10 protein-coding genes are annotated in these 12,432 nt (G+C 62.7%); 6 read left to right on the forward strand and 4 right to left on the reverse strand.

All coding sequences use genetic code 11. From position 1 onward, the window contains the following. Nucleotides 1-137: 137 nt before the first annotated feature. The 3 genes from KSP9073_RS02610 to KSP9073_RS02620 form a co-directional block, all read right to left on the reverse strand. Nucleotides 138-1,334, reverse strand: a complete 1,197-nt coding sequence (locus tag KSP9073_RS02610; protein ID WP_108841387.1) for a multidrug effflux MFS transporter — start codon at nucleotides 1,332-1,334, stop codon at nucleotides 138-140. Nucleotides 1,335-1,454: 120 nt separating this feature from the next. Beyond that, nucleotides 1,455-2,675 carry a pyridoxal phosphate-dependent aminotransferase gene (locus tag KSP9073_RS02615; RefSeq protein WP_108841388.1) on the reverse strand — a complete coding sequence of 407 codons (1,221 nt, stop codon included), beginning with the start codon at nucleotides 2,673-2,675 and terminating at the stop codon, nucleotides 1,455-1,457. 104 nt (nucleotides 2,676-2,779) lie between these two features. Further along, a complete protein-coding gene (locus KSP9073_RS02620) occupies nucleotides 2,780-3,727 on the reverse strand; it encodes a LysR substrate-binding domain-containing protein (protein WP_108841389.1) in 948 nt (315 codons plus the stop codon). A gap of 184 nt (nucleotides 3,728-3,911) precedes the next feature. Between KSP9073_RS02620 and KSP9073_RS02625 the strand changes: the two genes are divergently transcribed. The 3 genes from KSP9073_RS02625 (at nucleotide 3,912) to KSP9073_RS02635 (ending at nucleotide 7,374) form a co-directional block, all read left to right on the forward strand. Further along, the gene (locus KSP9073_RS02625; RefSeq protein WP_108841390.1) at nucleotides 3,912-5,303 is read left to right on the forward strand and encodes a GntP family permease; all 1,392 of its coding nucleotides are present in this window, start codon (nucleotides 3,912-3,914) and stop codon (nucleotides 5,301-5,303) included. A gap of 99 nt (nucleotides 5,304-5,402) precedes the next feature. After that, nucleotides 5,403-6,371 carry a sugar phosphate isomerase/epimerase family protein gene (locus KSP9073_RS02630; protein ID WP_108841391.1) on the forward strand — a complete coding sequence of 323 codons (969 nt, stop codon included), beginning with the start codon at nucleotides 5,403-5,405 and terminating at the stop codon, nucleotides 6,369-6,371. 52 nt (nucleotides 6,372-6,423) lie between these two features. Beyond that, the gene (locus KSP9073_RS02635; protein WP_108841392.1) at nucleotides 6,424-7,374 is read left to right on the forward strand and encodes a 3-hydroxyacyl-CoA dehydrogenase family protein; all 951 of its coding nucleotides are present in this window, start codon (nucleotides 6,424-6,426) and stop codon (nucleotides 7,372-7,374) included. A gap of 172 nt (nucleotides 7,375-7,546) precedes the next feature. On the opposite strand, the gene KSP9073_RS02640 is transcribed toward KSP9073_RS02635, so the two are convergent. Beyond that, a complete protein-coding gene (locus KSP9073_RS02640) occupies nucleotides 7,547-8,401 on the reverse strand; it encodes a GNAT family N-acetyltransferase (RefSeq protein WP_108841393.1) in 855 nt (284 codons plus the stop codon). Between the two features lie 252 nt (nucleotides 8,402-8,653). Here KSP9073_RS02640 and KSP9073_RS02645 point away from each other — a divergent pair, with 252 nt between their 5' ends. The 3 genes from KSP9073_RS02645 (at nucleotide 8,654) to KSP9073_RS02655 (ending at nucleotide 12,428) form a co-directional block, all read left to right on the forward strand. Beyond that, nucleotides 8,654-10,129, forward strand: coding sequence for an aldehyde dehydrogenase family protein (locus KSP9073_RS02645; protein WP_108841394.1), 1,476 nt, complete (start codon nucleotides 8,654-8,656; stop codon nucleotides 10,127-10,129). A gap of 95 nt (nucleotides 10,130-10,224) precedes the next feature. Beyond that, nucleotides 10,225-11,556, forward strand: coding sequence for an NAD(P)/FAD-dependent oxidoreductase (locus KSP9073_RS02650; protein WP_108841395.1), 1,332 nt, complete (start codon nucleotides 10,225-10,227; stop codon nucleotides 11,554-11,556). A 197-nt stretch (nucleotides 11,557-11,753) separates the two neighbouring features. Beyond that, nucleotides 11,754-12,428 (forward strand): haloacid dehalogenase type II, encoded by a 675-nt coding sequence (locus KSP9073_RS02655; RefSeq protein WP_108841396.1) that lies wholly within the window; start codon nucleotides 11,754-11,756, stop codon nucleotides 12,426-12,428. Nucleotides 12,429-12,432 lie beyond the last annotated feature (4 nt).

The raw sequence follows: 12,432 nt of genomic DNA on the forward strand, positions 1-12,432 counted from the left end.
GGACCGGTGAAGGAGCGGTGGATCGAGATACGAACATACCCGACGAACCCGGCCGACAAAAGCGAGCAGGATTCAGTCGGGCATGTTGCATCATTCATGCAGTGATTCAATCGTTGCCAGGATCCGGCCGGACAGGTTCAGACCGCGGCGCGCTCCTGGCGCAGGGACAGTACCAGCATGCACAGACAGACCGCCGAGCACGCCGCCATGGCCAGCACCACCGCCGTGACCGAGGTCGGCAGGCGTGAGGACAGCGCGCTGACAATGCCGGCGATGCCGAACTGCGAGGCGCCCAGCAGCGCCGCCGCCGTGCCACTGTTAACACCGAAGTACTCGATAAAGGTGGCCTGGATGTTGGGCGCAATGGCGCCGACCATGCCGATGCTGACCATCATCGCCGGCAAAAAGACATAAAGCCCGGCATCGAAGACGCTGGCCAGTATCAGCACGACAATCGCCGTGGCCTGAATGCAGGTGGCGCCGCGCAGAATGCGCCGCGAGCCGAAGCGCTCCAGCAGGGAGCGATTGGTCAGGTTCGCGATCAGCATGACGATCACGTTGGCCCCGAACAGCAGCCCGAAGGTGTGTTCATTGGCGCCGAAATGGGTCTGATAGACGAAGGAGGCGTGGGTCACAAAGATCATCAGCACCGAAAACGAGGCGGCCTGCCAGAACAGAAAGGGCAGGGCCTGACGGGTCGCCAGCACCTGAGCGTAGCGCCTGAGGATGTTGACCTTCGGACCCGGTGCTCCCTTTGGTGCCGCGCCGGTCTTCTTGAAGGCCACCAGCTTCAGCAGTGGAATGACCAGCAGGGCATAGAGCGCCAGAAACAAAAAGATGAATGACCAGCCGCCCAGGCTCAGCAGCAGCCCGCCCACGGTGGGCGCGATACCGGGGGCGACCACCATGATCAGGCCGATCAGGCTGAAAAGGCGCGCGGCCTCCACACCCTGCACACGGTCACGCACCAGCGCCGGTACCGACACCAGGGTCCAGCCGGCGGCGAAGGCCTGCAGGGCGCGAAAGGCCAGCAGGCTTTCAAGCTGCTCGCTCTGCCAGATCAGAAGACTGGCCACGCTGTAGAGGATCAGCCCGGAGAACATGATCTTCTGACGCCCGAGCTGGTCGGACAGCGGCCCGCCAATGAGCTGGCCGATCGACATCGTGAAGATATAAACCGAGACGCTCAGAGAGACATCGCTGATCGACACGCCAAGCGATTCGGCCATGGCGGGGAAGGCGGGCAGATAGGCGTCAAGCGAGAAGGGGCCGATGGCGGCCGTCAGCGCCAGCACCACGGCCAGCGAGAGGTGAGAAGGGGGTCTGGGTGCCATGAAGCGTTTATGCCTGAAGTCGGTCGAGGAAATGAAGCCGCCATTATGGCGACATGAGAGGCATTATCAACGCGCTGCCCGTCGGCCGCCCCGGCAAGGGGACGACCGACCGGGTCGACATCAGTCGCTTGCGTCAGGCGCTGTCAGGGTTTCGCAGGCCTGGGCAATACGCTCGCAGGCCTCGCCCAGCCGCTCGGTGGCGGCGGCAAAGGAGACCCGAAACCAGGGCGCCAGACCGAAGGCCGTGCCTGGCACGACGGCCACATGGGCCTGCTCGAGCAGAAACCGCGCCACGTCGACATCCCTTTCAAGCACCTCGCCTTCGGGCGTTTGACGATTGATCAATCCCTGGCAGCTGATGAAAAGATAAAACGCGCCTTCAGAAACGCGGCACGACAGCCCATCAATGGCATTGAAAGCCGCCGCGCACATGTCGCGGCGCTGGCGAAAGATCTCGAGGTGTTCTTCCAGAAAGTCGCGGGGACCATCAAGGGCTTCCACGGCCGCAGCCTGTGAAATGGCGCTGGGGTTGGTGGTCATCTGTCCCTGCAGCATCGCCATGGCGCGAATCAGATCCTTCGGGCCGCCGCCAAAACCGATGCGCCAGCCGGTCATGGCGTATCCCTTGGAGACGCCGTTGACGGTCAGGGTGCGCTCGAACAGTTCCGGCACCACGGCAGCGAGGGTGGTAAAGGTCCAGCCGTCATAGGCGAGATATTCATAGATGTCGTCGCTGATCACGAACACCTGGGGGTGGCGTTTCAATACCTCACCCAGTGCGGCCAGCTCTTCGCGGTGATAGCCGGCGCCGGTCGGGTTGCCGGGGGAGTTGAGAATCAGGCATTTCGTCTTCGGCGTGATGGCGGCCTCGAGCTGCTCGGCCGTGAGCTTGAAACCCTGGGTTTCATCACACTCGACACAGACCGGCATGCCCTCGGCCAGACGCACCATGTCCGGATAGGAGACCCAGTACGGCGCCGGAATGATGACCTCGTCATCCGGGTCAATGAGGGCAAACAGGGCGTTGAAGATGACCTGCTTGCCCCCGGTGCCCACCGAAATCTGATCGGTGGCGTAGTGCAGACCGTTGTCCCGCTCGAACTTGGCCACTACCGCCTTTTTGAGCTCGGGGGTGCCATCGACATCGGTATAGCGGGTGTGGCCTTCGTCGATGGCGCGCTTGCCGGCGTGTGCGATATGGACGGGCGTATCGAAATCGGGCTCGCCCTGCGACAGGGTAATGACATCCAGTCCCGACCGGCGCATCTCGGCGGCGCGGCGCGAGATATCAATCGAGGCAGAGGGCTTTATCGTGCTCAGGCGGCGGGCAAGCGTGGTCATGGTCAACCTTCCGGTCAGCAGGGGAGAGGTCCCCAGAGTAACGGCTTTGACCGTGGGCGGCCACGCGCACGCCGCGTGGCCGCATGAAGGGTGTCGTCAGATCATCAGATCGGCGGCGGCTGACGAATCAGCTGGCGCAGCAGATGCATCATGGCGGCCACCCCCGGTGGCAGCTGCTGGCGGCGCAGGCTGACCAGCCCGTAGGGCTGTACGCTCAGGCGCGTGGACGACGAGATGATGCGAAAGCGCTGCGGATCGCACAAAAGCTCGGCCACGCCCCGGGTCGCCACGGTCAAAAACGACGAGGCATTGACCAGCGCCAGTGAGGTGGTCAGATCCGAGGTATCCACAATCCAGTGGGGCGGCTCCAGGCCACGATGACGCAGCAGGTCATCCACACGCTGGCGCATCAGGGTGCCGGGCGGCTGCAGCGCCCAGGGGTAGTCGACCATGGCAGAAAGCGCCGGCACCGGCTGCTCGGCCAGTGGATGGTTGCGACTGCAGATAAAGCAGATTTCCTCCTCGCCGATCTCTTCAAACACGAAGTGCTCTCCGGAGAAGCCGGCCGGAATGCGAGAGATCACAAAATTGTAATGACCGTCGAGCAGGCCGGAGATCAGGGCGCGACTGACGTCCACGTGCACGTTGATGCGAAGTCCCGGGCGCTCGCCGTGCATCTGCTCAATGGCCCGCGTCAGCAGGGCCACGGCGGGCTCCATGACCGTGCCGACCCGGACCAGCCCGGCGTGTCCGGCACGGATGGCGTTGAATTCCTCCCCGGCGCGTTCAAGTTCATCGATGATGGTTCGGGCGCGGCGAATCATCAGTTCGCCATACAGGTTGGGCGAGAGCCCGCGGCCGTGACGTTCGAACAGGGTGGTGCCCAGACGCTCCTCGAGTTCAATCAGCAGTCTGGAGGCCGCGGGCTGGCTGATGCCCAGCACTTCGGCGCTGCGATGCAGATTGCCCTGTTCGCCAAGGGCCACAAAAAGCTGTAGATGACGCAACTTTAGTCGTGATCTAAAAAACCAGTCTTCCGGCAGAGTGCCCATGACGTGCGGCTCGTTATGAAAGTGATATCAAAATGGTCATCACCTTTCGGCATGACCGGCATTGGTCGGGTATTACCCGGGGAAGATATCGTCTGCGGTATTGGACTTACAGTGATGTAAGGCATTTTGCGACCAATGGCGCATCGGCCTGCCCCGGACGCCATGGCCTTACCCGGAGCCGGTTATGCCCAGCGCCACCGAAGCCGCTTTATCCACACCTCTTCTGCTTTCGATCTCGGCGGGTGCCATCGCCATCCTGCTGCTGTTGATCATTCGCGTTCGTCTGCATCCCTTCTTTGCACTGGTTATGGTCAGTATCGCCACGGCGCTGGCCACCGGTATCGACGTCAGCGATCTGATCGCGACCCTGACCGGCGGTTTTGGCAAAACGCTGGGCAACGTGGCCATGCTGATCGGCTTTGGCGCCGTGCTGGGGCGGATCGTTGCCGTCTCGGGCGGGGCTCGCGTGCTGTCTGACACCCTGATTCGCATCTGCGGACGTGAACGGGCGCCCCTGGGGTTATCGATTGCCGCGCTTTTGTTCTGCTTTCCGATCTTTCTCGACGCCGCCTATGTGGTGATGTTGCCGATCATCTTTGCGGTGGCGCGCGAGCTCAAGGGCTCGGTGTTGCTGTACGGTCTGCCGGTCGCGGGGGCCGCTCTGGTCATGCATGCCCTGATGCCGCCACATCCCGGGCCCGTCGCTGCAGCGGTCTTTTTGCACGCCGATATTGGTCTGGTGCTCTTTGTCGGGCTGCTGGTCGGTCTGCCCACCTGGTATGTGATGGGCTATCGCCTTGCCGTCACCCTTGCCAACAAGACCCCATTTCAACCGGTTCCGGACGTGATGGGCGGGGAGGAAAACGACGGTGCGTCGCCGCCTGCCTTTGGCACCGTGTTACTGGTGCTTTTGCTGCCGCTGGTGCTGATTTTCATGAATACCGGCATCTCGACGCTAATCTCGGCGGGTACCCTGCCGGATGACAACCCTCTGCTGGACGTCTTCATCGTCATTGGTGAGACCCCGATTGCGCTGTTGATCAGCACCTGTGTCGCAATGTGGCTGTTGATCTTTCGCCGCGGGCTCAAGGCGCCGATGGATGCCATCAACGACATCATTGAAAAGGCCCTAGCGCCGGTGTGCACCATCATCCTGATTACCGGTGCCGGGGGCATGTTCGGCGGCGTGCTGACCGCCAGCGGCATTGGTAACGCGCTGGCGGCAAGCCTGGATGCCATTGGCATGCCGCTGATTCTGGCCGGTTACCTCATTGCCTCGGTCATTCGTATCGCCCAGGGCTCGGCCACCGTGGCCGGCACCACGGCCGCCGGCATCATGGCGCCTGCCGTACTGGCCCAGCCGGAACTGGCCGGCATGCCGGCGGCCTGTATAACTACCGCCATCGTGGCCGGCGCCATCGGTTACTCCCACGTCAACGATTCGGGCTTCTGGCTGGTCGGCCGGTTTTTGCAGGTCGAGACCCGCACCATGCTGCGGACCTGGAGCGTGATGTCGGTCGGCATTTCCCTGATGGCCTTTGCGCTGGCCTGGGCGATTTTCGCTCTGGTCTCGTAACGCCTTCCTTTACAACAGCGGGTCTGCGGGCAGGTTGCCCCGGGCCCTGATTGCGGCCCCTGCAAGCCTTCTGCAAGCCCCTCACAAGGAGATGTACTCATGGCTTATACCGCTGATGACTGGCCGATCACGGCCGCAACCCTTCCCTTTCCGGGTGTCGATCCTCAGGGACGCAGCGTCAACGAGGCCGACGCCTCTCACTGGCGCAGCGTTTTTGATGAAATCCGCGCGGCAGGCTTTACCAATGTCGATCTCTTTGATAACTGGATCAAACCGGGCGATCTGTCGACCCAGCGCCTTGATGAGCTGGTGCGTACGGCAAAAGAGGCCGGCCTTGGCCTGCCCGCCATTTCGGCGGTGCGGCGCAGCGTGATGGATGCCGAACATGGTGAAGAAAATCTGGCCTATACCCACCGTACGCTGGAAGCCGCGGCGGCCATGGGCGCGCGCGTGGTGTCGGTGGGCCTGCACCAGGCGCTGACGCCCGAGCAGCAAAAGCAGCTGTGGTTCTGGACAGTGGAGGGCTACAAATCCCCGGAAGGGGATCGGGATGCGTGGAATCTGACCGTCAAGCGCCTGCAGGAGCTGGGGCGTCACGCCGAGGAGCTGGGCCTTTTGATCTCGCTTGAGATGTATGAGGACACTTACATCGGTACGGCGGATTCCACCGTGGCGCTGGTCAAGGACATCGGTCTGGATAACGTCGGTATCAACCCCGACGTGGGCAACCTGGTGCGCCTGCACCGCCCGATCGAGTCGTGGCTCGAAATCATGGAAAAGACCCTGCCGTATGCCAACTACTGGCACGTCAAGAACTATATCCGTGACGAGGACGTGGCGCGCGATCATTATGTGGCCATGCCCACCTCGCTGGAGCTTGGACTGATCAACTACCGCAAGTCGATCGAGATTGCGATCGCCAACGGCTATCAGGGCATGATCTGTACCGAGCACTACGGCGGTGACGGTCTGAGCGTGTCCAGCACCAACCAGCAGTACCTGCGCGAGAAGGTTTTGCCGCGCACGTCGGACTATGCCCTCGGCAAGAGCCAGGTCCGCCAGGGCTGATGAGCCCGGGACCGCAGAATGATGACATCATGACCACAGGGAGTAATGTTTCATGACACGCAAGATTGCCATTGTCGGCTCGGGCTACATGGGCGGCGGTATCGCCCAGGTCATGGCGCTGGCCGGCGCCGAGGTTCTGATCAGTGACGTATCGCTTGAAGTCACCCAGGCCAACCGCGAGCGTCTGATCGAGGAAACCCGCAAATTCGTCGCCGACGGCCTGTTCCCGAGCGACGCCGTCGAGCGCATCGAACGTCAGGTGAAAGTCGCCGAGTCCATCGAGGACGCGGTACGTGACGCCGATTTCATCGAAGAAGCCGTGCCCGAGAAGATCGATATCAAGCATGAGATCTTCAAGCGTGTCAGTGCTGCGGCGCGTCCGGATGCGATCATCGCCACCAACACCTCGACCATCTCGATTGCCAAACTGTCCGAAGCGGTCACCAACCCAGAGCGTTTTCTGGGCGTGCATTTCTCCAATCCGTCACCGTTCGTGCCGGGCGTGGAGATCATCCCGCATGAAGGCACCGACCCCGCCGTTGTCGAGCGCGCCTGTGCGATCGTTCATGAGACCGGCAAGGAGACGGCCACGGTCAAGGACGTGACCGGTTTTGTGCTCAATCGTCTGCAGTACGCGCTGTTTCACGAGGCAACGCAGCTGTTGGAAGAAGGTGTGGCCAGCCCCGAAGACATCGATACGCTGGTGCGTACCACGTTTGGCTTCCGACTGCCGTTTTTCGGCCCGTTTGCGATTGCCGACATGGCAGGCCTGGATGTCTACAACTTCTGCTATCAGTCGCTGCAGACCGACTTCCCCGAGCGCTTCGCCACGCCCGAGGTACTGAGTTCGCTGATCGAGCAGGGCAAGCTGGGGACCAAGAGTGGCGGCGGTTTCACCGACGTGCCGGCCGAGCGTATTCCTGACCTGATTGCCTGGCGCAACCGGGCCTACGTGAAGCTCTCCGAGCTGATGAAGGAACTCGGGCCGCCGCCGATGAAATAATCCGGCTGACGGCAATGTTCAAAAGCGCCCGCTCGATGATTCGAGCGGGCGCTTTTTTGTGTACAGAGGTCGTCGTGTCAGAAAGCCGGATGCCTGTCAGCGCAAGGGCCTCGTTCACTGGTGACGATGTTTCACGTGAAACATCGTCTCGTCGATCAGGGCCGGCAGGCGTTTATCCCATCGCCTGATTGATCAGGCCAAAGCGGGGCAGCACGCTATCATCCACCGCCGGGCCACGGCGCATGCGCACGACCCGATCCACACAGGCAAGGCCCGATTCGGTCAGCAGGCTGTCCTCCTGTGGGTCGACCAGATCCAGCCGCACGAAGGCGCCCTGTGCATGTGAGAGCAGCGTGGCCATCAGCGCCTGAGCCTGTGCCGCTGATTCGGCCATGACCGGGCCGATATGCTCGCCGCGTCCGTAGGGACGGCGCAGGGCCAGCCCCACGAGCTGGCCGTCGCGCTCGATCACGACGCCCTGCGTGGCCTGACGCACGGCCTCGACATGGACAGCGTTATCGGGCGACAGCGCCATGATGGCCTCAAGGTCCTGCTCGGTCATCGCACGCAGCCCCTCAAGCGCTTCCGGCGTCTCCGGGGCGTTTGTCACCACCCCCTGGTACTGACAGACGGTACTGAACGGCGTAAATCCGAGCTTTTGATACAGCGGAGCACCGGCCACAGTGGCGACCAGCAGTTGGGTACGATTCTCGGCCAGTGCCATCAGGCGGGTCATCATGGCGCGTCCCAGCCCCTTGCCCTGCCAGGCGTCATCTATGATCACCAGCCCAAGCGTGGCGGTACGATTTTGCGGCAGGCAAAAGCCGGTGCCGATCAATGTTCCGTCCGGGGTTTCGATGGCGACGCCGTGGCCCACCCTGAGCATCGTGGCCCAGTCCTCAGGGCGATGCGGCCACCCCAGCCGCTGTGACAGCCCATGCGCCTGCACCAGATCGTTGTCATGCAGCGGGCGCCAGCAGAGTTCCTGTGAGGTATCGGCCGAGCATTGCGATGAGGATGAAGACATGACAGCAGGCTCCCATGAAGGTGTCAGGTAGGGGGAGGGTTACTGTCGCATGCGCTCTGATCGTGTGCCACGCCCGGGCAGGGCCGGCCATGCAATTCGGCAGATCTGACCGAATCGATACGGCTTTGACGCATCAACTGCGTCGAGTGCGGCCACACTCGGCACCCCGTGCCGGGCCATTGGCCTTAGCATGAAGGGAGTGCCTCGCCCGGTGTTCCGGGCGAGCCCCTTCACCCCTCGAGAGAGCCCACCATGCCGAGTTTCGATCCTGCCCATATCACGATCCCCTGTGCCCACTTCATTCATGGCCGTCAGGTGCAGGGAGGTGCGGCGCTCGAGGTCACTCGACCGGCCGATGGACAGGCCTATGCCGGGCTGCCAGTGGCCGATGCCGCTCGGGTCGATGAGGCAGTGACCAGCGCTCGGCAGGCGTTTTTGCATGCTGACTGGGCGCGGCGCGCCCCGCGCGAACGGGCGCGCATCATGCGGCGCTGGGCGGATCTGATCGAGGCCGATATCGACTATCTGGCCCCGCTTGAAGCGCTGGGGTCTACCCGGCCGATCGATCAGGCGCGGGCCTGGGATGTGCCCTATACCGCCGAGGGGGTCCGGTTTTTTGCCGAGTTTGCCGACAAGCACGGCGGCGAAGTGGCGGCCACCGCCCATGACAGTCTGGGCATGCAGATTGCCGAGCCGCTGGGGGTGGTGGGTGCCATCGCGCCCTGGAATTTTCCACTCAGCATGACCTGCTGGAAGGTGGCACCGGCACTGGCAGCCGGCAATACCGTGGTGCTCAAGCCTTCCGAAATGACGCCCTTCACGGCGGTACGTCTGGCCGAACTGGCCATCGAGGCCGGTATGCCGCCGGGCGTTTTCAACGTGATTCAGGGCGATGGGGCCACCACCGGGGACGCCCTGTGTCGTCATCCCGATGTGGCCAAGGTGACCTTTACCGGCTCGACCGCCACCGGCCGCAGTATCATGGGCGCCTGCGCCGAGACCGGCCCGAAACCCGTGACGCTGGAGCTGGGCGGCAAGAGCCCGCAGCTGGTGTTTGGCGACATTCCCGATCTGGATCGCACCGCGGCCACGCTTGCCGCTGCCATTACCGGCAACGCCGGCCAGGTCTGTGTGGCAGGCTCGCGCCTTTTGATCGAGCGCTCACTGCTTGAGCCCATGCTCGAGCGGCTGAAAACCTATTTCGACGGGCTGGCCCCCGGGCTGACCTGGCAGGCAGGGACGCGCTTTTCACCGATTATCTCCGAGACCCAGACCCACCGTATCGAGTCGGTCATTGGGCGTGCCCTGGGCGCCGGTGCCGAGCTGATCGCAGGTGGTACGCGCTTTGAAACGTCGTTTGGCGGCTGTTTCTATCGGCCCACGATACTGCGGGTCGATAAAAGCGATAACCCGGCAGTGCATGAGGAGATTTTCGGGCCGGTGCTGAGCGTGCAGGCCTTTGATGACGAAGAAGAGGCGCTGGCGCTGGCCGAACACGAGGTTTATGGCCTGGCGGCGGGGGTTCACACCGCCGATATCGGCCGGGCGCTGCGCGCCGTACGCCGGCTCAGCGCCGGCACCGTGTGGGTCAATCGCTATGGGCGCAGCAATGACTATATTTTGCCCACCGGCGGTTACAAGCGCTCCGGCATCGGCCGTGATCTGGGCCGGGCCGCCTTTGAGGCCAACCTGCATCACAAGAGTGTGCTGATCGATCTGAACACCTGAGGTGCGGCCTGAGGTGCAGATAGAGATGCCTCACCTGTCGCACAATGACGTATCGATTGGCTGACGGCCAACAACAAGAGAAGAGGTTTTCGAACATGTTCGTCAACGTAGATACCGTTCACGACAGTCCCAACTTTCCCGAGCAGGTCGATGTCGTGGTCATCGGCGCCGGCATTGTGGGCACCACCACGGCCTATGAGCTGGCCTGTCGGGGCGTGTCGGTGGCGCTTCTGGAAAAGGGGCTGATCGGCTGTGAGCAGTCGAGCCGCAACTGGGGCTGGGTACGCCAGCAAAACCGCGACATGTTCGAGCTGCCGCTGGCGATGCACAGCCTGAATCGCTGGGAGGCGATGTCTGGCGAGATCGGCCGTGACGTGGGCTTTCGTCGCAGCGGCATCGTCTATACCACTGACAACCCCGAAAGCCTGGCCAAATGGGAGGCCTGGGGCGAAAAGGCCCGGGCGCATGGCTTTGTCAGCCAGGTGCTGACCGCCGAGCAGGCCCATGAACGCGCACCCGGCACCACATCACGCTGGCTTGGTGGCATCTGGTCGCCCACCGACGGCCACGCCGAACCCGCCATGGCGTGTCCGGCCATCGCTTCTGGTGCCCGCGAACGCGGTGCGTATGTGCATCAAAACTGCGCCGTGCGCGGGCTGGAGCTTTCCGGCGGTCGCATCAGTGGCGTGTGGACCGAACGCGGCCTGATTCGGACCTCAAGCGTGATCTGTGCCGGCGGTGCCTGGAGTTCACGCTTTTGCCGCCGTCATGGGGTCGAGCTGCCGGCAGCCAACATCATGGGCACTACCGTACAGACCACCACCGCCCCCGAGGTCACGCCGGGCTGTCTGACCACCCCGAAAATTGCCCTGCGACGGCGCCTTGACGGCGGCTATACGCTGGCGTTGCCCGGCCGCGGTCGGGTGGAGATCAGCCCTCAGGGGCTGCGCTACGCCACGAAATTCTACGGCGCCTATCGCAGCAAGCTGGCCAAGAAGCTGCAGGTGCGGGTCGGGCGCTCCTTCTTTCAGGGGCCTGAAGCCGCCGGCAGCTGGCAATTCGATCAGATCTCGCCCTTTGAGCGCCAGCGCATTCTGGACCCCACCCCCGACATGGTGCAGGCGCGCGCCGCGCTGGCCGGGCTGCATGCGGAATACCCGTCACTCAAGGGCGTGCATCTTGCCCGCGCCTGGGGCGGCATGATCGATACCACGCCGGACATGGTGCCGATCATCTCACCGGTGGAGGCCATTCCGGGCTTTATCATCGCCTCGGGCTTTTCCGGTCACGGCTTTGGCATCGTCCCGGCAGCCGGTCAGCTGACGGCAGATCTGATCACCGGCGCCACGCCTGTAGTAGATCCCGCGCCCTACCATATTGACCGCTTTGCTCGCGGCAGCCGCATTCGTCAGCCCGAGATGATGTGATCCTGCCTGCCGCAGTCTGTGCTGTGCGCTCCATGAAAAAGGGCGTTTTGTACCGACAGCCCCCGGGCTTTCAGCGTCCTGCGATGGTCGGGAAGTGCTGTAATGAAGCCATGGCCCCCGCTGGGGGCCAATGTCCACAGCAAACCGTCCACAACAATCTTCGCCGTTAACGGCACGACAACACAGGACGACACACCATGAGCGACATCATGCGCCCGAAGTACATCACCTTTGACTGCTACGGCACGCTGACCAACTTTCAGATGGGCGCCATGACGCGCGAACTCTTTGCCGATCGCATCCCGGATGCCGATCGCATGGACGCCTTCGTCAAATCCTTTGGTGCCTATCGCTTTGATGAAGTGCTCGGCCCCTGGAAGCCCTATTCAGAGGTGCTGTGCACGGCACTTGAGCGTACCTGCAAGCGCTGGGGCGTGGCGTATCGCGATAACGAAGGCATGCGCTATTTCGAGGCCGTGCCGAGCTGGGGCCCCCATCCGGACGTGATCGAGGGGTTATCCAAAATCGCCGATAAAATCCCGCTGGTGATCTACTCCAACGCTGATGACAGCCAGATCATGGACAACGTCAAAAAGCTGGAAGTGCCGTTTCACAAGGTCTTCACGGCGCAAATGTTTCAGGTCTACAAACCCCGTCTGGCGGCCTTCGAAGCGATGATCGATACCCTGGGCTGCCAGCCCGATGAGCTGTTGCATGTTTCCTCGAGCTTTCGCTATGACCTGATGTCGGCGCACTTCATGGGCATTAAAAACAAGGCGTTCGTGGCGCGCAATCACGAGGGCTTCTGTGACGGTTATGGGGCCACTGAGATTGCCGATATCCGCGGTCTGCCGGCACTGGTCGGTCTCTGAGCCG

The organism is Kushneria phyllosphaerae, from assembly GCF_900312995.1.
GTDB classification, from domain to species: domain Bacteria; phylum Pseudomonadota; class Gammaproteobacteria; order Pseudomonadales; family Halomonadaceae; genus Kushneria; species Kushneria phyllosphaerae.